This window comes from Chromobacterium sinusclupearum (genome assembly GCF_002902845.1).
Taxonomy (GTDB): Bacteria; Pseudomonadota; Gammaproteobacteria; order Burkholderiales; family Chromobacteriaceae; genus Chromobacterium; species Chromobacterium sinusclupearum.
On sequence record NZ_PPTF01000033.1, the window covers coordinates 12,531 to 36,552 of the forward strand.

A 24,022-nucleotide genomic window follows, 5' to 3' on the forward strand; every position below is an offset into this window, starting at 1 on the left:
CGCGCTTATTTCCACGGGCGGTTGTAGGCGCCCAGCGTTTGCTGGCAGCCTTCCGCCACCTTGTTCAGCGCCTGCTGCCATGCCGCCTGCACCATGAAACGCTGCCGTTCGCGGCCGGCGGCGTCCAGCGCCTGGCGCAGTACGCGGGTGACCTGGGCGACATAGGCCGGGCTGCGCTGGCGGCCCTCCACCTTGATGGCGGCCACGCCTATCTCCAGCAGCTGCGGCAGCATCGGCAGCACGTTCAGGCTGGTGGGCTCTTCCAGCGCGTAATAGGTGTCGTCGTTCACTTCAAAGCGGCCCTTGCACAGCGTGGGGTAGCCCGCGGGTTGGTCCTTGGCGTAGCGGTCGATCAGGATGCCGCCCAGCCGGGCATCGAGGTGGTTCGGTCCCTGCTGCCATTGCACGAACTTGGCCGGCGAACATACGCCATGGCTGTTCGGCGATTCGCCGGTGGCGTAGCTGGACAGCAGGCAACGGCCTTCCACCATCACGCACAGGCTGCCGAAGCCGAAGACCTCTATCTCCACCGGGCTGTGTTCGATCACTTGCCGCACTTGCTCCAGCGTCAGCACGCGCGGCAGCACGGCGCGCTGGATGCCGAACAGCTCATGCGCCAGCCGCAGCGCTTCGCGATTGGTGGCGGAGCCTTGCACCGACAGGTGCAGCCGCAGATCCGGATGGCGGCGGCGGGCGTAGGCCAAAAGGCCCAGGTCGGCCAGGATCACGGCGTCCACGCCCAGGTCGGCGGCTTGGTCCACCGCGCGCTGCCAGCGGGCGATGTCGCCGCCCTGGGCGTAGGTGTTGATGGCCAGCAGGGTCTTGCGGCCGCGGTCTCGCGCGTAGCGGATGCCGATGCGGGCGGTGTGTTCGTCGAAGTTGAGCCCGGCGAAATTGCGGGCGTTGGTGTCGTTCTTCAGGCCGAAATAGACGGTGTCGGCGCCATTGTCGACGGCGGCCTTGAGCGCGGGCAGGCTGCCCGCCGGGCACACCAGTTCCGGCAGATGCTGTCTGGCTGGCATGGAAAGTCACAGATAGGGGAAATGCGGCGACAGTAGCAGATGCCGCCTGGCCAGCCCTTGCTTTGGGTCAAGCGCGGCAGTCACTTGGCCGGCGGCGGGACGACGTTCAGGACGGTGGGCGCGCTCAGGCGCAGCGTGTTCTCATCGCCTTGGCTGTCGGTCCATTGCATATAGACCGTGATGGTGTTGTCTTTTTCTTCGCGCCGGCAGCGGAAGCGGGACAGCGCGCCGTTGCCGCGAAACGCGGCATAGTCGGCTTGGGCGCAATCGACGAGCGCGCCGTTATGCCGCTGCTCCAGCACCGCCTGGGCCAGATTGGTGGCGGTGTTGTAGTCGTTGGCGGCCATCTGGCTGTGCAGCAGCTCGGTTTGCAGCCGCAGCAGGCCGAGCACGCCAACCGCCAGCACCAGCAGGCTGATCATCATTTCCAGCAGGGTAAACCCGGTTTGGCGTCTCATGAGCCGACTCCGCTGTCCATCCAGCTGTAGGGCAGCGCCGTCAGCGTTTTTTTCGCGCCGTTGTTGCTGCCCTGGCCGGGATCGACGCCGGGTTTGAAGCTGTCGGGCAGGCTGCTCAGGTCTATGGTGGTGCTGCCGCCCCAGTTGTGGCGCAGGCTGGCATCGTTGCTCTGTCGGGCCGCGCTGATATAGCCGTGGATGGTGGTGCTGCCGCTGGAGATCAGCATATTGCCGGCCCAGACATTGCCGTATGCCTGGGTGGATGCCCCCAGCGTGATGTTGCCGCCGCGGAATTTTCCGTTGCGGTAGCCGCCGGCCAGCAGCACGGCATGGCCGATGGGGCGGCCCTTGAATATGCCGCCTGGGCAGTAATCGAGCGGATAGCTGTTGGGGAAATCGCTGTTGCGGCAGATGCCGATCTGGCCAGCGTAGTTGACGGCGTAGCTGACGTGCTGGCCGCTGGTGACGATATTGCCGGTGGCGATGAAGGTGTTGTGGTAGACGCCGCTGCCGATTTCCAGGTCGCCGTCGAACCACAGCACGCCGGGGGCCATGGTGGTGCCGTTGATTTTCCAGCGGCCGGGCGCGCTGCCGGCGAAGCAATCGCTGGTGTTGGGATCGTAGCCTTTGCAGATCAGGTAGCTGGGGTTGCCGGCCAGGCAGCGGCCGGAGGCATCCAGCTCGCGGCATAAATGATTGGGTTGCTGGCTGTCGGTGGCGATGCCCAGCCGGTAGCTGCCGTCCGGGATGCCATGTATCTGGCGCACGGTGACCAAGACGCGGCCCTTGTCGTCATATTCGAAGCGGTAGTGGGCTTCATGCCGGAAGTCGTAGGCGTCGATGCGCGGCCGGGTCACTTGCAGCGGCGGCACCGGCTGAAGCTTGAGCTGCAGCTTGGGGTCGACCTGGATGCTGATATCGCGGTTATTGGTGTTGTAACCTAAGCGGCCGGCGATGGCGCCGGATATCGGGGCGCCCCAGCCCTGGATGGTCAGATCGCCCAGCGCCTTCAGGCTGGCCATGCCGCCAAACTGCTGGATGTCTACCTTGCCTTCGGTCTCCAGCGCGCCAAGCGGAGCGCCGCCGGTATTGATGAGGACGTTGCCCTTCACCTGCGCCTGCTTGACGGCGGTTTGGCCGCCTGGGCTGTTCAGGAAATCCGCGTTGCCGTTCACGCGCGCCAATTGCTCGACCATGGCGCTGCCCGTCAGCGTCAGCTTGCCCATGGCCTTCACCGTTTGGTAACGGCCGTTGGACAGCTCAAGATTGCCGTTGGAGTGCAGCGTGTTGATGGTCTGGTTGCCGCGGACGATGATGTCGCCGGTGCTCTGCAGCGTGTCGATGTTGTCCACGCTGCCGTCCAGCGTGACCGTGCCGTCGACGGTCATGTCGACCGGCTTGTCGCTGATCATCTTGATCGCGCCGCTCAGGTTGAGGTCGCCGACAATCGTGAGCGCGCTCCGCGGCGGGTCCTCGTCGGCGCCTTGCATGAAAATCCGCTGCACCCGAACCTGATGCCCGTCGTAAACACCGATGCTCTCCAAGCGCAGCCGGTTGGCGCCAAGGTCGGTCATTTTGAGTTGGTAGTGCGTGCTGCTCGGCAGCGGCAAGCCCTGGCTCAGCGCGCTTTGCCCGGCGAACAGTCCCTCTTCGGCGTAGTTCAAGGCTTGATGGTAGCGCTGCTGGTTTTGCGCGTTGGCATGCGCCAGCACCAGTTGGCGCGAACCGGCCAGCAGCACCAAGCTGGCCAGCGCCAGCAGCGTCAATGCCATGAACAGCGTGGCCAGGCCGCGTTGTTTTGCCTGGCCGCTCATCGGACGCTCACCATCGGCTGATTGCGCAGCGTGACGCTGGTGTGGATGTCCAGCTTCTCCTCGCCGGCGCTGCCGGCAGCGTGCGCCGCCACGTCCAGGGCAATGGCATGGGTGCCATCGGCGGAGAATCGCAGCGAGTCGATGACGCCGATATCGGTCTTGCTCAGATCGTCCCACAGCGCGTCTGCCGCGTTGCAACTCCAGCCTGTCTGATCGATGGTCAGGCGCTGGATGCGGCCATTGCCATTCAGGCGAAAAGCGAAGAAGCGCTTGCCGTCATTGTTTTGCGGCGGCGGCGCGTCGTAGGCGTAGCGCAAACAGCGGCCACCCTGTTCGATGAACAGCTGGCGGTAGGGATTGCTCTGCGCATCGCCGTTGCCGTTCCAGTAGCCGGCGCGGCGCAGCTCCATCGCCATCAGCGACAGCGAGGTGTCCAGCATCGCCCCCAATTGGACTTGGCGGCGGTCATGCGCCTGGCCGCCCAGCAGGTTGACCAGCAGGCTGGACATCGCCAGCAGCAGCAACAGGCCTATGGTCATGCCCACCAGCAGCTCCAGCAGGCTGACGCCGCGCATCGCTTTCATGGACACCGCACGGTCCCGTTTTGGATCAGTCCGGTGGACAGCAGCTGCAGCTCTGCCGGCTGGCAGGCCGCGCGTCGCAGTTGCAGCTTGATTTCGTGCTGCAGCGGGCCGTCGGCGTCTTGCGGCATGCCGCGCAGCGGCGAAAACGCCAGCTGCAGCGGCAGGGCTTTGCCCGGCGCGCTCAGGGCGATGCCGGCATGCTGTGCGCTGCTTATGCAGCGCAAGTCTCGGCTGGTGTCGCAGCCATTGGCGATCTTTTGTTCGGACACCCGCATCAACCAGCCGTCCTTCTGCTGGCTGAACTCCACCCACACCAGCCTCTGGCGGGTGGTGGCAAACTTGCGCGCCAGTTCCAGGCTCTGGTGGATATCGTCCTGCGCGCCCTGCAGTTGCTGCCGGGCGATCCACGGGCCCATGGCCGGCAGCGCCAGCGACAGCAAGACCGCCAGCAGCGTCAGCGTGACGAGCAGCTCGATCAGGGTGACGCCGCGCCAACGGGCTTTCATCGCCGGCCCCAGCAGGGCAAGGGCTCCAGCGTGACGGTGTGCTGCCGCTGGGTCAGCGTGATGGTCCGGCATTCGGCGTCGGCGGACTGGGCGCCGCCGGCAACCGCGATGGCGCGGATAAAGTAACTGGAGGCGGCATCCGCTTTGTTTGGCACGCCGGTTTCCAGCCGGTAATAACCCTGGGCGCTGGTGCCGCCGGCAAATGGCGTTTTCAGCTTCTCAAGGGAATCGGCGTAATTCTGGTTGAAGCCGCGATAGCGCAACTGCGCCTGCTGCAGCTGATGCAGCGCATCCAGCGCGTCGCTGCGGCGGCTACGCTGCATATAGCTTTGGTAGCTGGGGATGGCGAAGCCGAGAATCAGCGCGGCCAGCGTCAGCACGATCAACAGCTCGATCAGCGAGAAGCCGCGCGTCTGTTTCAGCAAGCATGGGGAATGGGTCATCTGGCCACAGGCTCCGACATCAATGGCTTGGGGCAGGCGGGAACATGCGCACAGGCGCGATGGGGCATGGACGGCGCGGCCGCCGTCCCTACCTGTTTCCTAGAAGTTTGAAACCGGACAGTCAAGATCGCCGGAGGCGTTACAGCAGCGGCAGCACCATCTTGGTCTTGGCCACCAGCAGGATGTAGGCGACCACCGCCAACGCGGCGAAGAAGGCCAGACGCCGGCTCTTGGGCGTGGCGCCGCGCAGCGCGATAGTGCCGAGCGCCACATAGGCGACGAGGCCGATGATCTTGGCCAGCAGCCACGGGCTGTGCAGGATGGGCCAGCCGCCCATCACCACCAGCGCAATCGCGCAGCCCAGCAGCAGCGTGTCGATGACATGCGGCGCGATGCGCAGCGGCTTGTTTTGCAGCAGATGGCCGCGGCCTCCCATCACCAGCGCGCCGCGCGCGGCGAACAGCAGGATGGACAGGATGGCGAAGCCCATATGGGCATGCTTGACGATCAGATACGGATACATGGCGGGTACGGGCTGGGAAGGCGCTGCGCGCCGATGCCGGCCATGGTACACGGGGAGGGCGGCGTTTTGTAGCGCGCCATGCGTGGCGCGAGCGCAGAGAGGGGGGGGGCACGGACTGATTCATTTCGCATATGGTATGTCATTGGTATTGGTGGGTGTTGATCAATATCAAACCTGGCGGCGCGCGGCGCCGGTCTTGCGATGCCTGGCGCAATGCTACAATCCGGCCATATCCGCATCCGGACGCGCGCCAACTCCATGCTGTTCCTCTATCAATCCAATCGCCTCGAGCAACTGGGCGAACTGTTCCGCGGCATGACCCAGGCCATGCCGCTGGCCGACCCGTTCGCCGCCGAAACGGTCATCGTGCAAAGCCGCGGCATGGGGCGCTGGATCACCCTGGACCTGGCGCGCCAGGCCGGCGTGGCCGCCAACATCGACTTTGTGCTGCCGGCCGCCTTCGCTTGGCGGCTGATGCAGAAAGTCATGCCGGAACTGCCTAAGAAATCCGCTTTCGTGCCGGAAGTGCTGGCCTGGCGCTTGCTGGCGTTGTTGCCGACGCTGCAGGGCGAGCCGTTCGGCCCGGTGCGGCATTATCTGGAGGGCGGCGAGCGCGCGGCCTTTGAATTGGCCGGCAAGATCGCCGACATCTTCGACCAATACCTGGTGTTCCGTCCGGACTGGATACGCGCTTGGGAAGGCGGCGAGCTGTTGGGCCTGGGCGAGGACGAGGCCTGGCAGGCGGCTTTGTGGCGGCGGCTGGCCGAGAGCGACCCGGGCCGCCATCGGGTGCGCATGCTGGACCAGTTCTTCGCCGAGCTGAAGCCCGGGCATCTGCCGCCGCGCGTCACCTTGTTCGGCATCGCCAGCCTGGCGCCGATGTATCTGGCCCTGGTCAAGCGCTTGTCCGAGCTGACCGATGTCTGCCTGTTCACGCTGAACCCGTGCGAGGCTTACTGGGGCGACATCGTCGACGCCCGGCGCAAGCTGAAGCTGAGGCAGGCCGGCGACCTGTTCGCCACCGAAGGCCATCCGCTGCTGGCGTCCCTGGGCAAGCAGGGGCGCGATTTCTTCGAACTCATCGCCGAGGACGCTGAGCTGGACGCGCGGCCGCTGTTCGCCGCGCCCAAGGGTGCTAGCCTGCTCGCCCGCTTGCAGCGCGACATCCTGCAGCTGAACGATCCGGCGCAAGACCCGCAGCCATTCGACCCGGGCGATGGCTCGGTGGAGGCGCACGCTTGCCACGGACCGATGCGCGAGCTGGAAGTGTTGAAAGACCGGCTGCTGGCGATGTTCGCCGACGATCCCGCGCTCAGCCCGGCCGACGTGGCGGTGCTGACGCCGGACATCAACGCCTATGCGCCGTATATCGACGCGGTGTTCGGCCGCCGCGACGACGCGCCGAACATTCCGTACAGCATCGCCGACCGCCGCGTCGAGCGCGAGCAGCCGCTGTTGTCCACCTTTGCCGCGGTGCTGAAGCTGGCGGATTCGCGCTTCGCCGCCGACGCGGTGCTGGCGCTGCTGGATTGCCCGGCCTTGCTGGCGCGCTTCGATCTGGCCGACGCCGACCTCGGCTTCATCCAGGACTGGGTGCGCGATGCCGGCATCCGCTGGGGGCGCGATGCCGCGCACAAGGCGGCGTTGGGCCTGCCGGCCGAGCCGATGTACACCTGGCGCTGGGGGCTGGACCGTCTGCTGCTGGGCACCGTGCTGCCGCCAGCCTTGGCCGGCGACGAAGCGGGGCTGTTCGCCGGCCTGCTGCCGTACACCGCGGCCCAGGGCCAGCTGGGCGAGACGCTGGCGCGTTTCGCCAATTTCTACGATGCGCTGGATGCGCTGGCGCGCGAGTGGTCCGTTCCCGCCGCGCCGCAGCAATGGGCGCAGCGCTTCCATTGGGCCTGCGACGCGCTGTTTGCGGCGGACGGCGATGACGAAGCCGCGCTGGAACTGCTGCGCGCCGCCTTCGCCGAGTTGGCCGAAGACGCCGATCTGGCCGGTTTCGAGCAGCCGGTAGAGTTGGCGGTGGTCCGCGACTGGCTGCTGCGCCAGCTGTCCTTGTCGTCCGCGCAGGGCTTCCTGTCCGGCGGCGTGACCTTCTGCGCCATGGTGCCGATGCGCTCCATCCCGTTCCAGGTGCTGTGCCTGATCGGCATGAACGACGGCGCCTACCCGCGCGACGAGCGGCCGGTCAGCTTCGATCTGGTGGCGCGCCATCCGCGGCGCGGCGACCGCTCGCGCCGGTTCGATGACCGTTATCTGTTTCTGGAAGCCATCCTGTCGGCGCGCAGCCGCTTGTATCTGTCTTATGTCGGGCAGTCGGCGCGCAGCGGCGAACCGTTGCCGCCGTCGCCCTTGCTGTCCGAGCTGTTCGATACCCTGTCCGCGATGTGCGGCGAGGATATGGCGGCCAAGCTGACTTTGCGCCATCCGCTGCAGCCGTTCGCGCCGCAATCGTTCGATGGCGCCGATGCCCGGCAGGCCAGCTTCGAGCCGGCCTTCGCCGCCGCGCTGGCGGCGCCGCCGACCGAACCCAGGCCATTTGTCGCGGCGATGCCGGATCAGCCGGCGGCGACGCTGGTCAATCTGCACGATTTCATCCGTTTCTGGCAGAACCCGGCCCGCGCCTGGCTGGGGGATCAGCTGGCGATACGCGTAGGGCGCGGCGACGAGGCGCAACCGTCGCGCGAGCCGTTTGCGATGGAGCGCGACGCCAGCCAGACGCTGCGCCGCCAACTGGTGGAGGCCATGCTGCACCGCAAGCCGTCCGTCCCGGTGCGCCAGCGGGTGGCCGCCGCCGGGCTGTTGCCCTGCGGCGAGCTCGGCCAAGCCTGGCTGCAGGAAGAGGGCCGCGCCAGCGTGCGCCTGGCCGGCCGCTTGCCGCGCGCGCTGGCCTGCGAGACGCTGCCGCCGCAGCCGGTGCATCTGGAAATTGCCGGTTTCACGCTGGTGGGCGAGCTGTACGGCTTGCGGCCGGAGGGGCGGCTGAGCTTCATCGTCGGCAAGCTGAACGCCGCGCAGCGCATCGAGCTGTGGCTCAGCCACCTGATCCTGTGCGCGGCCCGGCCGGCCGGCATCGCCTGCCACAGCGCCTGCTACGACGACGCCGGCAGCACGCTGCTGCACGACGAAATCGATGCCGCCGGATTGCTGGCTCCATGGCTGGCGCGCTGGCGGCAGGGCCAGGCTCAGCCTTTGCCATTTTTTGGCCGCACCAGCTGGGCCTATGCCGAAGCGCTGGCCAAGAACCCAGAGAATCAGGAGAAAGCCTTGTCCGCCGCCTGGCAAAAATGGGAGCCGAATTTCATCCTGGGCGATGGCATGGCGCAGAAGGATGAGCCGGCCATCGCGCTGGCCTTCCGCCACCAGTCGCCGCTGGATGACCCGCTGTTCGCCCAATTGGCGCAGACGCTGTTGCTGCCGCTGGCGGAGCGTTTGCAGGGAGGCGAAGCATGAGCGCGCGTCAAGCTCAGGCGCTGGACGCGCTGCATTGCCCCTTGGCGGGCGTCAATCTGATCGAGGCCTCGGCCGGCACCGGCAAGACCTGGACCATCGCGGCCTTGTTCGCCCGGTTGTTGTTGGAGGAGCGCGACGGCGCGCCGCCGCCCACCGTGGACCAACTGCTGGTGGTGACGTATACCAAGGCCGCCACCGCCGAACTGCGCGAGCGGCTGCGCAAGCGGCTGGCCGAGATGCTGGCCGTGCTGGAAGGCAAGGCCGATGGCGACGACTTTCTGCAGGCGCTGGCGGCGCGCTTTCCCGCAGGGCCGGCGCGCGAGCAGGCGCGGCAGCGTTTGATCGCCGCCGTTACCGGCTTCGACGCCGCCGCCATTTACACCATCCACGGGTTCTGCCAACGCGTGCTGACCGATGCCGCCTTCGAGAGCGGCCAGACCTTCCAGGCCGAGCTGGTGGAGGACGACGCGGCGCGGCTGGCGGAAATCGTCGACGATTTCTGGCGCCGCCGCATCATCGCTGAACCGCTGCTGGCCCAGGTGCTGGTGGAGCAGGGCGCCACGCCGGATGCCTGGCTGGCGGAAATCCGCCCGTATCTGTCCAAGCCCTACCTCAAGCTGCGCGCGCCGGATTCGGCCCGTCTGGACACGGCGCGACGGCTGGCGGAGGAACGCTGGCAAGCGCTGGCGGCCGACCCGGCGCGAGTGGAGGAGGGTTTGGCGCTTTTCCTCGCCCACCCCGGCTTCAAGGCCAATATCTACCGTCCCGATACCATGCAGCGCATCGCGGAGACCTTGCGCGGCTGGCTGGCGCTGCCGGACAACCTGCCGGAGCTGGACAGCGACAGCCGCAAGCTGCTGGAAAAGCTGCTGCCGGAATCGCTGGCCAAGGGCATGAAAAAAGGCTGCGAGCCGCCGGCCCATCCGCTGTTCGAGCAGGTCGAGGCCTGGCTGGCCGCCTGGGGGCGGTATATGGAGCAGGTCGCCAACTCGCTGGCCGGACTGAAGCTGGAGCTGATCGCCTGGGCCAACGAGGAATTGGCGAGGCGGCGCGGCGCGGAACGCAGCCGCAGCTTTGACGATCTGCTGACCGATCTGGGCGCGGCGCTGGACCATCCGGAAACCGGCGCGCTGTTGGCGGCCCAGGTGGCCAGCGGCTTTGCCGTGGCGCTGATCGACGAGTTCCAGGATACCGATCCCACCCAATACCGCATCTTCCGCCGCTGTTTCGTCGAGCAAGGGCGTCCGGTGTTTCTGGTGGGCGACCCCAAGCAGGCGATCTATAGCTTCCGCGGCGCGGACATCTTCGCCTATCTCACCGCCCGCCACGACGCCGAGCGCCACTACACGCTGGACACCAACCGCCGCTCCGACGCGCCGCTGGTCGAAACCGTCAACGCGCTGTTCGGCCGCGAGCTGCCTTTCCTGCTCGATGGCATCGCCTATCAGCCGGTGGCGGCGCAGCCGTCCTCGGGCGCGTATCTGGACGTGGACGACGACCGCGCGGCTTTCAATGCGCAGTGGCTGCAAGCCGGCGACAAGGCCTTGAGCAAGGAGGCGGCGGAAGCGGCGGCCGCCGAGACGTGCGCCAATGAGATCGCGCGTTTGCTGTCCTTGGCGCTGGAAGATCGCGCCGCCATCGTCAAGGGCGAGGCGAGGCGGCCCCTGGCGGGCGGCGATATCGCGGTGCTGGTGGCCACCCACAGCCAGGGCGACCGGGTGCGCACCGAGCTGCGCGCCCGCGGCGTGGCCAGCGTGGCGTTGACCCAGGAGAGCGTGTTCGCCAGCCGCGAGGCGGAAGAGCTGCTTGCCCTGTTGTCGGCCTGGGCGGAGCCGGCGCACGAGGGCCGTCTGCGCCGCGCGCTGGCCACCGAGCTGGCCGGCCTCGATGCCGCCGAGATCAAGGCCGAGCTGGAAGACGAGTCGCGCTGGGAGCTGCAGCTGCTCAAGAACGGCGCTGATCATCAGCTGTGGCGCGAGCGCGGCTTCATGGCGGCCTGGCGTCATTATTTCGGCCGCGAGCGGGTGGCGGAGCGGTTGTTGCCGCTGCCGGACGGCGAGCGTCGCTTGACCAATCTGGGCCATCTGGCCGAGCTGCTGCAGCAGGAGAGCGAAAGCCGCCAAGGCATGGCGCCGCTATTGGCCTGGTTCGCCGGGCGGGTGGCCGATCCGCCGCGCGGCGAGGACGCGGTGCTGCGGCTGGAGAGCGACGCGGCGCTGGTGAAGATCGTCACCGTTCACACCTCCAAGGGGCTGCAGTACCCGGTGGTGTTCTGTCCGTTTTTATGGAATGGCGCGCTGGAGCGGCGCGGCGCCAGCTTCTGGAGCTATCACGACGGCGACCAGCCCTGGCTGGCGCCGGAGGTGGCGGCCGACGACGGGGTCAAACAGGCGGCGCGCAGCGAGATGCTGGCGGAGAAGCTGCGCCTGTTGTACGTGGCGTTGACGCGCGCCCAGTATCGGCAATACCTGGCCTGGGGCTGGGTGCGCGAGCTGGAAACCGCCGCGCTGTCGTGGCTGTTGCATGCGCCGGGCGCGCGCAGCCTGGCCGAGTTGGAATCGCAGGCGCTGGACGGCGCCCAGGTGGAGGCGCAGCTGCGGGAGTTTCTGGATGGCCGCGGCGAGGCGGCGCGCTGGCTCGTCGATGAAGGCCGGCAGGCGCTGAACAGCCTGGACGCCGCCGCGCGCCGCTATGCCGCGCGGCCGTTCGAGCGCAAACTGTACTCGCCATGGAAGATCGCCAGCTTTACCTCGCTGACGCACGACGCCGGCAGCCATCTGGCCGAGGCGCCGGATTACGACCGCTTGGCCAGGCCGGCCGAGACCGAGCTGGCTGTGGAGCCGCAGTTCGATCGCTTCCATTTTCCGCGCGGGGCCAAGGCCGGCGTCTGCCTGCATGAGATTTTCGAGCAGATCAGCTTCGGCGCGGCGGAGCCGGACATCCGCGCGGCGACGGAACAGGCGTTGGCGCGGCATGGCTTCGGCCTGGAGTGGCTGGATGCCGGCTGCGATCTGATCCTGGGCACGCTGAACGCGCAGATCGATCCCGGCGCAAGGCTGCGCGACGTCGCGGATGGCAAGCGGCTGATCGAGCTGGAGTTCACGCTGCCGGTGAAGCGGCTGGATGTGAAGGCGCTGATCGCGGTCTTGCAAAAGCCCGAGCACGGGCTGGCCGAGCCGTTGCGGGCGGCCGCCGGCGCGTTGGATTTCGCCACGGTGCAAGGGTTTTTGAAGGGTTTTGTCGATCTGGTGTGCGAGATCGATGGCCGCTACTACCTGGTGGATTACAAATCCAACCATCTGGGGAACGATTACGACGATTATCGCGTCGACAGCCTGCTGCAGGCGGTGGCGCGCGAACAATACTATCTGCAGTACCTGATTTATCTGGTGGCGCTGCGGCGCTACTTCGCCGCGCGCGGCGCGGATTGGGACGGCCGCTTCGGCGGCGTGCGCTACCTGTTCCTGCGCGGCATGGGACCGGCCGGATGCGGCGTGTGGGCCGACTCGCCGTCCATCGCCCTGCTCGACGCGCTGGATGGCCTGCTGAAGGGAGATCGGTAGTTATACGCAGTGATGACTACCATAGACTGCAACTAAGCTAAGCTAGGGGATAAGGATGGAACTTCATGTTTGAATCTGCCGAAATCGGCCACCGCATAGACAAAGACACGTTTCGCAAGATGATGCCCTCGCTGCGCGAGGCATTGCTCGACGTGCAGTACGACCTGAAAGAACAAGCCAATGTCCCGGTGCTGATCCTGATTCACGGTTTCGACGGCGCCGGCCGCGGCGAAACCATGAACCTGATCAACGAGTGGCTGGACCCGCGGCTGATCCATACGGTGGCGTTTGACAGCCCCAACGACGAAGCGCGCGCCCGGCCGTGGATGTGGCGCTACTGGAGCGAGCTGCCGGCCAATGGCCGCATTGGCATGTTCTTCGGCTCGTATTACTCCGATACCTTGTTTGACCGGGTATTCAACCGCAGCGACCGCGACGCGTTCGACCGGCAGATTTTCGACATCCTGCGCTTCGAACGCATGTTGACGCTGGACCGCGCGGTGGTGCTGAAGTTCTGGTTCCATCTGAGCCGCGACAAGCAGAAGCAGCGGCTCAAGCAACTGGAACAGGACCCGGCCACCAGCTGGCGCGTCACCAAGACCGACTGGGAGCACTACGAGCGCTACGACAAGATCCGCAAATACGGCGAACACATGCTGCGCCTGACCAATACCGCCTATGCGCCGTGGATCATCATCGACGGCGAGGACGCCAATTACCGCAGCCTGACTGTCGCCAATACGATACTGGAAGCGATCCGCAAGCGCATCGGCCAGACCGTGCTGACCACGGACCATACCGAAGCCCCGCCGCTGCTGGCGCCGATAGACAACAAGCTGGTGCTGGACACCCTGGTGCTGGATCAGAAGCTGGACAAGGACACGTATCAGAAAAAGCTGGATCAGCTGCAGGGCCGGCTCAGCAAGCTGACGCGCGATCCGCGCTTCGCCCGCCATTCGCTGGTGTTGGCGTTCGAGGGCAACGACGCGGCGGGCAAGGGCGGCAGCATCCGCCGCATCACCCAGGCGCTTGATGCGCGGCGTTACCGGGTGGTGCCGGTGGCGGCGCCGACCGAGGAGGAAAAGCTCAAGCCATGGTTATGGCGTTTCTGGCGCCATGTGCCGGGCAAGGGCCGCATCACCATTTTCGACCGCAGTTGGTACGGACGGGTGCTGGTGGAGCGGGTGGAAGGGTTTGCCGCGGAGGCGGACTGGATGCGCGCCTACTATGAGATCAACGATTTTGAGCACCAGTTGACCGAGAACGGCGCCATCGTGCTGAAGTTCTGGCTGGCGATCAGCAAGGACGAACAGTTGGCCCGGTTCAAGGGGCGCGAGGAAACCGGCTTCAAGCGCTTCAAGATCACCGACGAGGATTGGCGCAACCGCGATAAATGGGATCTGTACCGCCAGGCCGTCAGCGACATGGTGGACCGCACCAGCACCAGCAAGGTGCCGTGGACCCTGGTGGAGGCCAATAACAAGTATTTCGCCCGGATCAAGATTCTGACCACCATCTGCGAAGCATTGGAGGCAAGGTTGAGTGAGTAGAGTGCTCTGGTTTTGCCTGATGGGTCTGTTGAGCCTGCCGGTGTGGGCGCAAGTCATCCTGCGCGCCGGCGTGGCCAACGACAGCAGCGAACCGCTGCGCCAGGCAGGGGATGGCGAGTTGCAGCAGGCTTACCGCGAGGCTGTGGCGCTGATCGCGCGACAGAGCGGCATCCGCTTCCAGCTCGACTACTACCCGACGCAGCGTTTGGAGCAACTGTTTGTGATCGGCCGGCTGGATGTGGAGGTCGGCGTCAACCCGTCCTGGCGCGCGCTGTCGCCGGTGGCGGGCTTCTATACCATGCCGATAGGCGAGGTGGAGTACCAGCTGTGCCTGCCGCCCGGCAAAGGGCATGTCCAGACTGCGCTGGCCGATATGAAAGGCTGGACGGTGGGCACGCTGGCCGGGCAGCAGTACCCCTTGCTGGAGCCTGCATTCCAGGCGCAGCGGCTGAAGCGCGACGTATCGAGCAACGAGGACGAACTGCTCGACAAACTGCGGCTGGGCCAGGTGCAAGCGGCGGCCTTGGAGCGCGGCCGCGCCTTGTACTGGAACCGACGGGCCGAGGGCAGCCTTTGCCAGTTGTCGGAGTCGGCAGGCAGCCTGCCGGTGATGCTGCGCCTGCATCCGCAGTATCGCGAGCTGCTGCCGAGATTCAATCAGGCCATCCAGACGCTCAACAACCAGGGCAAACTCAAGCCTTTATTCATCCTGCGCGGTCCAGTCGTTCCCTGACTGCGGCGGCATGGCCATTCCCGGATTCATGATGAAATCATTGTCACCCCAGTTGCCTGAGCAACTGGCCGCCTTGTTCTCGCGGCTGTTGCCCGATGTAGACGACACCCTGCTGGCCTTGATCGGCGAGTTGAGCCACGCCAATCAGGCCGGCCATGTCTGTCTGCCGCTGGCGCATCGGGCGGAGCTGAAGGCCTTGCGGGCCAGCCCGCTGGTCGGCGCGCCCGGCGCGTATGCGCCGCTGATCCTGGACGATGCGGGGCGGCTGTATTTTGCCCGCCATTGGCATGATGAAGACCGCTTGGCGGCGGCGCTGATCCGTTTGGCCGAGCCTTTGCCGCTGCCGGACGAGGCCAGGCTGTCGGACTTGCTGGCGCGGCTGTTTCCCGATGCCGGCGATGGCCAGCCGGATCGGCAGAAGCTGGCGGCGGCACTGGCGGCGCGGCAGCGGCTGATGGTGATTTCCGGCGGGCCGGGCACCGGCAAGACCACCACCGTGGTGCGGCTGCTGGCCTTGCTGGCGGCCTTGTCGCCGCGGCCGCTGGTGATGGCGATGGCGGCGCCGACCGGCAAGGCGGCGGCGCGGCTGTCCGAATCGGTGCGCGCGGCGCGGGACAGGCTGGACGTGGACGAGGCGGTGAGGCGTCAGCTGCCGGCCAAGGCGGAAACGCTGCACCGTCTGCTGGGCTTGCGTCCCGGCGCGGAGCAGCCGCGCCATCATGGCGGCAATCCCCTACCGCTGGACCTGCTGGTGGTGGACGAGGCGTCGATGATAGACCTGGCGCTGATGGCGCGCACGGTGGAGGCGATGCCTTCGCAGGCCCGGCTGATCCTGCTGGGCGATCGTGACCAGCTGTCGTCGGTGGAGGCCGGCGCGGTGCTGGGCGAGTTGTGCGCCCGCATCGGCTATCGCGAATCCACCCGGCAATGGCTGCGGCGGGTATGCGGCACCGAGCCGGAAAGCGGCGGCGAGGCCGGGGCCTTGACCGACTGCGTCGCCTTGCTCACGCGCAGCCATCGCTTCGGCGCGGAGTCCGGCATCGGCGAGCTGGCCCGCCGGGTCAACGCCGGCGACGGCGCGGCGGCGCTGGATGTGCTGCGCGACGAGGCCTGGGCGGACGTGGCGCTGCGGGACGCGGTGGAGGACGCGGCTTTGCTGGCCAGGCGCGAGGGCTATTGGCGCGCCGTGGCGGCAGGCGAGCCGCCGGAGCGGGTGCAAAGCGCCTTCTCCGCTTTCATGTTGCTGGCGGCGGAACGGCGCCAGGTGGCCGAATGCAATCAGCGCATCGAGCGCAAGCTGGAGCGCGATGGCTTCAAACAGCCGGGCCGCGACTGGTATCCGGGTCGGCCCGTCATGATCAGCGAGAACGATTACGGACTCGGGCTGTTCAACGGCGACATCGGCTTTGCGCTGCAGAGCGAAGCAGGCCTGCGCGTACTGTTTCCGGCGGATGATGGCGGCTGGCGGGCCTTTGCGCCGGCGCGCTTGCCGGCGCACGAAACGGTGTTCGCGATGACGGTTCACAAAAGCCAGGGTTCGGAGTACGACGAAGTGTGGCTGCAGCTGCCGGAGCAGGTGGGGCCATTGTTGAACCGGGCTATGTTGTATACCGCCATCACCCGGGCGCGTTCTCGCTTTGCCGTCGCGGGCAGCGAGGCGGTCTGGCTGGCGGGCGTGGCCTCCGCGCCGCGGCGCGATTCCGGCTTGGCGGACCGTTTGCGCTGAGCCAAATGGATGGAATGCAACACTTCGCGTCATTGTGCGAGGAAGAATAGTCAAGCGCCGGTAGACATCCTAAGATGCAGCCTTCCCGAAAAAATGCAGGGGGAGAGTGTTCATGCAGGTGGATGCCGTTCTGGGCTATCTGGATAAGATCAGCCGATTCGATTCCCAACAGTTCACGCCGCTATTCATCGGCGCCGAACGCATGGGTTGCGTCAACGCGCAATGGAAGGCGCGCTTGCTGCAGCATGAGTCAGCCCTGTTCGAAGAAAACTACCTTGGCGTCTGTTGCCGGCTGGACGGCAGCTACCGCAGCATCAGCCATGCGCTGGCCTTGGCGGCGCGGCGCTGGCAGCAGGCCGGCTGGCTGAACGGCTGGCGCAACGAAAACTTTACCGCCTTCCGTCAGGACGGCACGCCCTTTTTCGAGCTGGAACGCGCCGCCTTCCGGCCGCTGGGTTTGACCAGCCGCGCGGTTCATATCAACGGCCTGTGCCGCATGGCGGACGGAGAAGTTCGGATGTGGGTCGGCCGGCGCAGCCCGCATAAGGCCGTGGACCCGAACCGGATGGACAATCTGGTTGGCGGCGGCGTGGCGGCCGGCGAGACGCTGGAGCTGGCGCTGGAGCGCGAGGGCTGGGAAGAGGCCGGCATCGCGCGCGAGTCGCTGCAAGGACTCAAGCCATCCTCTCTGCTGCTGGCGCAGCGCCCGGTGCAGCGTGGTCTGCATCGCGAATGGCTGTATGCCTACGATTTGTGGCTGCCGCTGGGGCAGCCGCCCTGTTGTCAGGATGGAGAGGTGGCGGAGCACTTGCTGCTGCCGCTGGAGGAGGTGGAGCAGCTGTTGGTGGCTGAGCGCTTCATGATCGATGCCGCCCTGGTCTGCATGGATTGCCTGTGCCGTTTGGGCTATTGGCAGCAGGCCAATCCGGTGGTGGCCGACGCGCTGGCGCGTATTCGGCATGCCATGGGGCAGGATGAGGCGGCGCTGGCCTGAGTCCAGCTTATCGCGCCCCGCTTGCGTGAATGAAAAAGCCCGGCAATGCCGGGTTTATTTTTGAGATGAGTCGATGCGGTATGATTTTTCATCATTTTTATGATGAGTGTTTCAATATTGGAATATTGTGATTTTAAGTGGTTTTGTAAGCGCCATATGATGTTGTGTAAAAGTTCGGGATGGGCTGCGCATTAGGGTGAGCGCTCAGCTTAACTCATGTTAATATTGCCGAGAGGAAATCCAATCAGTATAAAAATTCAATAAACGCCGCTTCGACAGAGATAATAAAAATGTACCGGTTGAAATTGATTTCGCCGCACTTCGGCATCGACGACAAGGGGCCGTTGCATCCGACTCAGGAACAGGCGCGTCAAGCCGCGGAGCTGATGCTGCGTGTGTATAGGGGAAATGTGCGCGCGGAGGTGCATCGCGTGGACGTGAAGACGCGCAAGACCGAAAAGCTGGAAGAGGTCTACATCAAACAGGAGTGGATCGAGTAGCTCCGCGCGGACTGCATTCTTACAACTTTCCCGTTGCATCTTGCCGCAGGATACGCTACCGTCATCGCTCCCTTAAACCCATTGTCCGCGCGCCTCCCCGGCGGCGGAGAGCGGAGCGATCTTTATGTTTGGCTGGTTTGAACGCCGAGTGTCCCCGTATCCGGACACGCCCCCTGCCCAACCTCCTCAGGGCTTTTTTTCCTTTATCTGGTTCTGCACCAAAGGCCTGCGCGGTCTGATCCTGTGCATGACGCTGCTGACTGCCTGCATCGGCGCCTTCGAAGCCCTGCTGTTTTCGATGATGGGCTCGGTGGTTGATTGGCTGGCCAAGACGCCGGCGGATCAACTGTGGCAGCGCGAACGCGGCCATCTGTTTTTGCTCGGCGGCATCCTGCTGGGCAGCGTCGCGTTGGTTGCCATGCAGGCGATGTGCAAATACCAGGGTCTGTTTTCCAATTTTCCGATGCGCTTGCGCTGGAATTTCCACCGCCACTTGCTGGGCCAGAGCCTGAGCTTTTATCAGGATGAATTCGCCGGCCGGGTCTCGGCCAAGGTGATGCAAACCTCGCTGGCGGTGCGCGACACGGTGCTGATCCTCACCGACATCATGGTGTTTGTGGTGATTTACTTTGTCACCATGATCGCGGTGCTGGGGCATTTCGACCTCTACCTGCTGCTGCCTTTCCTGGCTTGGCTCGCGCTGTACGTCGCGACGCTGTGGTTCTTCGTGCCGCGCCTGGGCAAGGCCGCGACTCAGCAGGCAGACGCGCGCAGCCTGATGACCGGCCGCATCACCGACGCCTATACCAATATCGCCACCGTCAAACTGTTTTCGCATGGCCAGCGCGAGGCGCGCTTCGCCAAGGGCGCGATGCAGGAGTTTCTGACCACGGCCTATCGCCAGATGCGTTTGGTCAGCGGCTTCGAGATTGTCAATCAGTTGACCAGCATGCTGCTGGTTGGATTGACCGCAGGATCGGCGCTGTGGCTGTGGAGCCGCGGCGAAGTCAGCTACGGCGCGGTAGCGGCGGCGATTGCGATGGCGCTGCGCCTGAACGGCATTTCTCACTGGATCATGTGGGAAATGTCCAGCCTGTTTGAAAATATCGGCACGGTGCAGGACGGCATCACCACGCTGTCGCGCCGCGTCACGGTGCTGGACAAGCCCGATGCAGCCAAGCTGGAGGTGCCGCGCGGCGAGATCCGCTTCGAGAACGTGGATTTCTCCTATGGCGGCGCCAAGTCGGTGATCGCCAATCTGAACCTGACCATCCGTCCCGGCGAAAAAATTGGCCTGGTCGGCCGCTCCGGCGCCGGCAAGTCCACCATCGTGAACCTGCTGCTGCGCTTCTATGATCTGGACGGCGGCCGCATCCTGATCGATGGCCAGGACATCGCCGGCGTCACGCAGGATAGCCTGCGCGCCAAGGTGGGCATGGTGACGCAGGATACCTCGCTGCTGCACCGCTCGGTGCGGGAGAACCTGCTGTATGGCCGGCCGGATGCCGGCGACGAGGACATGATCGCGGCCGCGCGCAAGGCCGAAGCGGACGAATTCATCCGCACCCTGAGCGACCCGAAGGGCCGCACCGGCTACGATGCCCACGTCGGCGAGCGCGGCGTCAAATTGTCCGGCGGCCAGCGCCAGCGCATCGCCATCGCGCGCGTGATGCTGAAGGACGCGCCTATACTGCTGCTGGACGAGGCGACCAGCGCGCTGGACTCTGAAGTGGAAGCGGCGATCCAGAGCAGTCTGTACCGTCTGATGGAAGGCAAGACAGTGGTGGCGATCGCGCACCGTCTGTCCACCATCGCGGCGATGGACCGGTTGATCGTGCTGGACCGCGGCCAGGTGGTGGAGCAGGGCACCCACCAGCAATTGCTGTCGCATGGCGGCTTGTACGCCAGATTGTGGGCCCATCAGAGCGGAGGCTTCCTCGGCGAGGAAGATGACGACGAAAACGACAGTGTGTCGTTGATGGGATGATCGAGCCAACCCCTGGCCGCGGGCAGGGGGGGCATGCCTAAAGGACAACGCGATGGCCAATGCGGCTTGGGAGGTGCTGGATGTCAGCGTGGAGCATGCGAATCCCTGGTTTCAGGTGTGGCGGCGCCAGGTCCGCTTGCCGGATGGCAGCTTGATTCGCTATTTCTCCGCGCAGTATGACCGCTCCGCAGTGGGCGTCTTGGCTTTGAATGCGGGGAAAGTGCTGCTGGTGCGCCAGTACCGGGTATTGATCGATCGCGAAGTCTGGGCGATTCCCGCCGGCGGCGTGGATGCCGGCGAGGCGTCTCTCGCAGCCGCGGGGCGCGAGCTGCTGGAGGAAACCGGCCATGCCGCGTTGGTGCTGCAGCCATTGATCGCCTTTTATCCGACATATGGCAGCAGCAATCAGCTGTTCGAGATTTTCCTGGCGGAGCAAACGGAACGGCGCTGCGAGCAGATCGACGGCAATGAGGTGTTGGAAACGGGCTGGTTTGATGGGAACGAAGTGATGGAAATGATCGCGCGCCATGAGATTCCGGATAGCCTGTCACTGGTTCCGTTGTTGCTGGCCATGAGGCAGGGCTTGTTTGGCTGAGGCAGAACGGTGGCATCGCATCCGGTGAAATTCGGCGCCGAAATGATCTATATCAAATTTGACGCGCAAAAAAACACTTGGCTGGGCGGTGGGATGTTGCGGGATTGCGGCGGCGGTTGCCGGATGGCATGTTTTTTATAGCCCCGTTCTATTTACGGTAATTCAGAAAAATGGCAGCATAAAAAACAAAAAAGGCCCGCAGCGTGAAGCTACAAGCCCTTGATTTCTTTGGCGCACCCGACAGGGATCGAACCTGTGACCTTCAGCTTCGGAAACTGACACTCTATCCAACTGAGCTACGGGTGCTTTGTGCGATGGCACTCAAGGAAGCATCATACAACAGAAAACTAATCCGAGTCCAGAGTATGGTTTTTTGCCTTGCGCACCTGCATACTTTATAATCGACAGGTTTTAAATGTCATTTTTTCAGGCGAGGCTTGGGATGAGTAATGAGAACGGAATGGCCCCCGATCAGATCGTAAAGGTTCTGGTCAGCGTCGTTGTCTTTCTTGTCGTGGCGATTTGGCTTCTGGCCAAGCTGGCCACCAGTGGATTCAATGTGGATGCCGAGGTGATGACCAAGGAAGCCGTCGCGGCCCGTCTGAAGCCGGTCGGCGAATCCAAGGCCAGCGATGCGCCGCCGGGCATGCGCACCGGCGAGCAGGTATACAAGGCGATCTGCATTTCCTGTCACGGCACGGGTCTGGCCGGCTCGCCCAAATTCGGCGACGCCGGCAGTTGGGCGCCGCGCATCGCCAAGGGGTGGGATACGCTGGTGACCCATGCTTTGCACGGTTTCAACGCGATGCCGGCCAAGGGTGGTTCGCCGGACTTGACCGATGACGAAGTCAAGCGCGCGGTGGCCTATATGGGCAATGCCGGCGGCGCCAAGTTCACCGAACCGCCGGTTGGCGGCGCAGCCGGCGCGGCGGCTGCGGCCGATCCCGCCGTGGTGGGCAAGAAGATCTATGAAAGCGTGTGCGTGGCCTGCCACGCGGCAGGCGTAGCCAACGCGCCGAAATTCGGCGACAAGGCAGCTTGGGCCGAGCGCCTGAAGCCGGGCCTGGATGAAGTGGTGAAGATCGCCACCAAGGGCTTGAACGCCATGCCGCCCAAAGGCGGCTATACCGGCAGCGATGCGGAATTCCGCGCCGCAGTCGAGTATATGGTCAATAATTCAAAATAATTGATAGCAGTAATAAAAGCGCCCCATGGTTCATGCCTGGGGCGTTTTTCATGAATATTGCATTGCGTCAAAAAGTCAATAGATGTGACCGGATAGAAAGGACAGGTGGCAGCGCAGGCCACTTCAGGCATCATGGGTACATCTGATTGACGGGTAGGCCAGTCAAGCTTGCAAGTCAGGTGGGGTTCCCCAGCCTCGCTTCACCCAGAGATGTTCCTCATTCTTCTTTATGGCGCCTCGCGGCGCCATTTTTCTTGCCTGCTCAATTCTGCGGCGGGTCGCCGGACTTGTCCTTGCCGGCCAGCATCGCCGTCAGATTGGCCAACCGCGACTTGCCTTCCGTCTTGCTGACTAGCGGTTCCGCGCCGGGTTTGCCGAAATGGCGCAAGTCGTCGCCGTCTATCTCGCTGATGAAGCGGGACGGCTCGATGAATTGCCATTCGCCGGCGCGGCGGCGTTTGACGCAATAGCTCAGCGTCAGGCTGCGCTGGGCGCGAGTGATGCCGACGTACATCAGCCGCCGCTCTTCCTCCACCATGCCGTTCTCTACTGACTCGCTATGCGGCAGGATGCCTTCCTCGCAACCGACCAGGAATACATGAGGGTATTCCAGGCCCTTGGAGGCGTGCAGGGTGGACATTCTTACCGCGTCGACTTCACCTTCGTCACGGCCTTCCAGCATGGTGATCAACGCGATGGTCTGGGTCAGTTCGATCAGGTTCTTGCCATCGTCGGTGCCCTTGCGCGCCAGCCAGGCCACCATCTCCAGCAGGTTTTTCCACTTGGTCTCGGCAATCTTAGGACTGTCCTCGCTGTCGTACAGCCAGGCTTCGTAACCGATGGCCTGCAGCAGTTCCAGCGCGAGCTTGCCGGCTTCCTCGCGGGTGGCGCGGTATTGCAGTTGGGTGATGAAGTCGCAAAACTGTTCCAGCGGGGCCAGCTGCGCGGCTTGAATCTGCACTCGGAGCCCTCCGTCGTGGGCGGCGGCGAACAGGCTCTTGCCATATTGGCCGGACCAGGCGCCCAGTTTCTCCAGCGTGCCCGCCCCTACGCCGCGCTTGGGGGTGGTGATGGCGCGGATGAAGGCTGGGTCGTCGTCCGGGTTGGTGATCAGGCGCATATACGCCAACAGGTCCTTGATCTCCGGTTTGTCGAAGAAGCTTTGGCCGCCGGCCATCTGGTACGGAATGCGCTGATTGCGCAGCGCCTGCTCGAAAATCCGCGCCTGATAATTGCCGCGGTACAGGATGGCGTAGTCCTTGAAGTCGGTGCGGTGCTCGAACTTGTGCGCCAGCAGCTTCTGCACCACGGTCTCCGCCTCGTGTTCCTCGTCCTTGCACTGCACCACGTGTATCGGTTCGCCCAAGCCCAGTTCGCTCCACAGCTGCTTCTCGAACAATTTCGGATTGTTGGAGATCACGCTGTTGGCGGCGCGCAGGATGCGGGCCGTGGAGCGGTAGTTCTGCTCCAGCTTGATCACCTTGAGCTGAGGGAAGTCCTGCTGCAACAGGCGCAGGTTTTCCATATTGGCGCCGCGCCAGGCGTAGATGGACTGATCGTCGTCGCCGACTGCGGTAAACAGGCCGCGCACGCCGGTCAGCAGTTTCACCAGCTGGTATTGGCAGGTGTTGGTGTCCTGGTATTCGTCGATCAGCAGGTAGCGCAGCTTGCCCTGCCATTTGAGCAGCACTTCCGGATGTTCGCGGAACAGTTGCACCGGCAGGCGGATCAGATCGTCGAAGTCCATCGCCTGATAGGCCGTCAGCGTGTCCTGATAGGCGATATAGGTTTTGGCGCAGATGCTTTCCCACTGATCCTGCGCGGCCAGCAGCATGTCGTCCGGCGTTTTCAGGTCGTTCTTCCATAGCGAGATCTGGCTCTGCACTTTGCGGATCTCGTCTTTGGACGTGGTGTTCAAGATGTCGGCGATGATCTTGCCGGCATCGTAGGAGTCCAGAATGGAGAATTGCGGTTTATAACCGAGATGTGGCGCTTCCTGTCTGAGAATGTGCATCCCCAAAGAGTGGAAGGTGGAGACGGTGATGCCGCGGATCTCGGCCGAGGTCATCAGCTTGCCCACGCGCTCCAGCATCTCGCGCGCGGCCTTGTTGGTGAAGGTGATGGCGGCGATGTGCCGCGCCGGGATGCCGCCCTGCCGCACCAGATGCGCGATCTTGTAGGTGATGACCCGGGTCTTGCCGGAGCCCGCGCCCGCCAGCACCAGCAGCGGGCCGTCTAGGTAATGAATGGCCGCGCGTTGCGGCGGGTTGAGCAGGGGAGCGGACATGGCGGTATGGCCCGGACGGGCGTAGCAATTCGGTAATCGAGGCCGTGCATTGTAGCATGGGGTATCATGGCTTAAACGCGGATGGGATCGTCCTC

18 protein-coding genes and 1 tRNA gene are annotated in these 24,022 nt (G+C 64.7%); 10 read left to right on the plus strand and 9 right to left on the minus strand.

Annotation, left to right across the window (positions count from 1 at the left end):
• Positions 1-5 precede the first annotated feature (5 nt).
• The 7 genes from ubiU to C2134_RS09660 form a co-directional block, all read right to left on the minus strand.
• Positions 6-1,022, minus strand: coding sequence for a ubiquinone anaerobic biosynthesis protein UbiU (gene ubiU / locus C2134_RS09635; RefSeq protein ID WP_103319586.1), 1,017 nt, complete (start codon positions 1,020-1,022; stop codon positions 6-8).
• Positions 1,023-1,102: 80 nt separating this feature from the next.
• On the minus strand, positions 1,103-1,480 hold the full coding sequence (locus C2134_RS21525) for a prepilin-type N-terminal cleavage/methylation domain-containing protein (protein WP_158248738.1): 378 nt from the start codon (positions 1,478-1,480) through the stop codon (positions 1,103-1,105).
• A complete protein-coding gene (locus C2134_RS21190; RefSeq protein WP_146042123.1) occupies positions 1,477-3,294 on the minus strand; it encodes a bactofilin family protein in 1,818 nt (605 codons plus the stop codon). Before C2134_RS21190 ends, C2134_RS21525 begins: the two co-directional genes overlap by 4 nt.
• Positions 3,291-3,878 carry a hypothetical protein gene (locus C2134_RS09645; protein ID WP_146042124.1) on the minus strand — a complete coding sequence of 196 codons (588 nt, stop codon included), beginning with the start codon at positions 3,876-3,878 and terminating at the stop codon, positions 3,291-3,293. Before C2134_RS09645 ends, C2134_RS21190 begins: the two co-directional genes overlap by 4 nt.
• Entirely contained in the window at positions 3,875-4,384 is a 510-nt protein-coding gene (locus C2134_RS21880) for a GspH/FimT family pseudopilin (RefSeq protein WP_158248739.1), read from the minus strand. Before C2134_RS21880 ends, C2134_RS09645 begins: the two co-directional genes overlap by 4 nt.
• A complete protein-coding gene (locus tag C2134_RS09655) occupies positions 4,381-4,827 on the minus strand; it encodes a type IV pilin protein (RefSeq protein WP_103319591.1) in 447 nt (148 codons plus the stop codon). Before C2134_RS09655 ends, C2134_RS21880 begins: the two co-directional genes overlap by 4 nt.
• A 139-nt stretch (positions 4,828-4,966) precedes the next feature.
• A complete protein-coding gene (locus C2134_RS09660) occupies positions 4,967-5,350 on the minus strand; it encodes a SirB2 family protein (RefSeq protein ID WP_103319593.1) in 384 nt (127 codons plus the stop codon).
• Positions 5,351-5,563: 213 nt separating this feature from the next.
• Here C2134_RS09660 and recC point away from each other — a divergent pair, with 213 nt between their 5' ends.
• The 9 genes from recC (at position 5,564) to C2134_RS09705 (ending at position 20,454) form a co-directional block, all read left to right on the plus strand.
• Entirely contained in the window at positions 5,564-8,806 is a 3,243-nt protein-coding gene (gene recC, locus C2134_RS09665) for an exodeoxyribonuclease V subunit gamma (protein WP_233196405.1), read from the plus strand.
• Entirely contained in the window at positions 8,803-12,369 is a 3,567-nt protein-coding gene (gene recB, locus C2134_RS09670) for an exodeoxyribonuclease V subunit beta (RefSeq protein ID WP_103319595.1), read from the plus strand. The genes recC and recB overlap by 4 nt, the downstream gene beginning before the upstream one ends.
• Before the next feature lie 65 nt (positions 12,370-12,434).
• The gene (gene pap / locus C2134_RS09675) at positions 12,435-13,919 is read left to right on the plus strand and encodes a polyphosphate:AMP phosphotransferase (RefSeq protein WP_103319597.1); all 1,485 of its coding nucleotides are present in this window, start codon (positions 12,435-12,437) and stop codon (positions 13,917-13,919) included.
• On the plus strand, positions 13,912-14,652 hold the full coding sequence (locus tag C2134_RS09680; protein ID WP_146042125.1) for a substrate-binding periplasmic protein: 741 nt from the start codon (positions 13,912-13,914) through the stop codon (positions 14,650-14,652). Before pap ends, C2134_RS09680 begins: the two co-directional genes overlap by 8 nt.
• A gap of 31 nt (positions 14,653-14,683) precedes the next feature.
• Positions 14,684-16,378, plus strand: coding sequence for an exodeoxyribonuclease V subunit alpha (gene recD / locus C2134_RS09685; protein ID WP_103319634.1), 1,695 nt, complete (start codon positions 14,684-14,686; stop codon positions 16,376-16,378).
• A 112-nt stretch (positions 16,379-16,490) separates the two neighbouring features.
• On the plus strand, positions 16,491-17,372 hold the full coding sequence (locus C2134_RS09690; RefSeq protein ID WP_103319600.1) for an NUDIX hydrolase: 882 nt from the start codon (positions 16,491-16,493) through the stop codon (positions 17,370-17,372).
• Between the two features lie 290 nt (positions 17,373-17,662).
• The gene (locus tag C2134_RS09695) at positions 17,663-17,872 is read left to right on the plus strand and encodes a hypothetical protein (protein ID WP_043623136.1); all 210 of its coding nucleotides are present in this window, start codon (positions 17,663-17,665) and stop codon (positions 17,870-17,872) included.
• Between the two features lie 124 nt (positions 17,873-17,996).
• Complete coding sequence (locus C2134_RS09700; RefSeq protein ID WP_103319602.1) at positions 17,997-19,859, plus strand: ABC transporter ATP-binding protein; 1,863 nt, start codon at positions 17,997-17,999, stop codon at positions 19,857-19,859.
• A gap of 52 nt (positions 19,860-19,911) precedes the next feature.
• Entirely contained in the window at positions 19,912-20,454 is a 543-nt protein-coding gene (locus C2134_RS09705) for an NUDIX hydrolase (RefSeq protein WP_103319604.1), read from the plus strand.
• 229 nt (positions 20,455-20,683) lie between these two features.
• Here the strand turns inward: C2134_RS09705 and C2134_RS09710 are convergent.
• Positions 20,684-20,760: transfer RNA gene (locus C2134_RS09710), tRNA-Arg, on the minus strand.
• 154 nt (positions 20,761-20,914) lie between these two features.
• On the opposite strand from C2134_RS09710, the gene C2134_RS09715 reads away from it, so the two are divergent.
• A complete protein-coding gene (locus C2134_RS09715; RefSeq protein ID WP_233196406.1) occupies positions 20,915-21,640 on the plus strand; it encodes a c-type cytochrome in 726 nt (241 codons plus the stop codon).
• 262 nt (positions 21,641-21,902) lie between these two features.
• Here C2134_RS09715 and C2134_RS09720 read toward each other — a convergent pair whose 3' ends face one another.
• Positions 21,903-23,927 carry a UvrD-helicase domain-containing protein gene (locus C2134_RS09720; RefSeq protein WP_103319607.1) on the minus strand — a complete coding sequence of 675 codons (2,025 nt, stop codon included), beginning with the start codon at positions 23,925-23,927 and terminating at the stop codon, positions 21,903-21,905.
• Positions 23,928-24,022 lie beyond the last annotated feature (95 nt).

Bases quoted from the DNA above. Each gene is read 5' to 3' on its own strand.
- ubiU (WP_103319586.1), bottom strand. From the start codon at position 1,022: ATGCCAGCCAGACAGCATCTGCCGGAACTGGTGTGCCCGGCGGGCAGC.
- C2134_RS21525 (WP_158248738.1), bottom strand. From the start codon at position 1,480: ATGAGACGCCAAACCGGGTTTACCCTGCTGGAAATGATGATCAGCCTG.
- C2134_RS21190 (WP_146042123.1), bottom strand. From the start codon at position 3,294: ATGAGCGGCCAGGCAAAACAACGCGGCCTGGCCACGCTGTTCATGGCA.
- C2134_RS09645 (WP_146042124.1), bottom strand. From the start codon at position 3,878: ATGAAAGCGATGCGCGGCGTCAGCCTGCTGGAGCTGCTGGTGGGCATG.
- C2134_RS21880 (WP_158248739.1), bottom strand. From the start codon at position 4,384: ATGAAAGCCCGTTGGCGCGGCGTCACCCTGATCGAGCTGCTCGTCACG.
- C2134_RS09655 (WP_103319591.1), bottom strand. From the start codon at position 4,827: ATGACCCATTCCCCATGCTTGCTGAAACAGACGCGCGGCTTCTCGCTG.
- C2134_RS09660 (WP_103319593.1), bottom strand. From the start codon at position 5,350: ATGTATCCGTATCTGATCGTCAAGCATGCCCATATGGGCTTCGCCATC.
- recC (WP_233196405.1), top strand. From the start codon at position 5,564: ATGCTACAATCCGGCCATATCCGCATCCGGACGCGCGCCAACTCCATG.
- recB (WP_103319595.1), top strand. From the start codon at position 8,803: ATGAGCGCGCGTCAAGCTCAGGCGCTGGACGCGCTGCATTGCCCCTTG.
- pap (WP_103319597.1), top strand. From the start codon at position 12,435: ATGTTTGAATCTGCCGAAATCGGCCACCGCATAGACAAAGACACGTTT.
- recD (WP_103319634.1), top strand. From the start codon at position 14,684: ATGAAATCATTGTCACCCCAGTTGCCTGAGCAACTGGCCGCCTTGTTC.
- C2134_RS09690 (WP_103319600.1), top strand. From the start codon at position 16,491: ATGCAGGTGGATGCCGTTCTGGGCTATCTGGATAAGATCAGCCGATTC.
- C2134_RS09695 (WP_043623136.1), top strand. From the start codon at position 17,663: ATGTACCGGTTGAAATTGATTTCGCCGCACTTCGGCATCGACGACAAG.
- C2134_RS09700 (WP_103319602.1), top strand. From the start codon at position 17,997: ATGTTTGGCTGGTTTGAACGCCGAGTGTCCCCGTATCCGGACACGCCC.
- C2134_RS09705 (WP_103319604.1), top strand. From the start codon at position 19,912: ATGGCCAATGCGGCTTGGGAGGTGCTGGATGTCAGCGTGGAGCATGCG.
- C2134_RS09715 (WP_233196406.1), top strand. From the start codon at position 20,915: ATGGCCCCCGATCAGATCGTAAAGGTTCTGGTCAGCGTCGTTGTCTTT.
- C2134_RS09720 (WP_103319607.1), bottom strand. From the start codon at position 23,927: ATGTCCGCTCCCCTGCTCAACCCGCCGCAACGCGCGGCCATTCATTAC.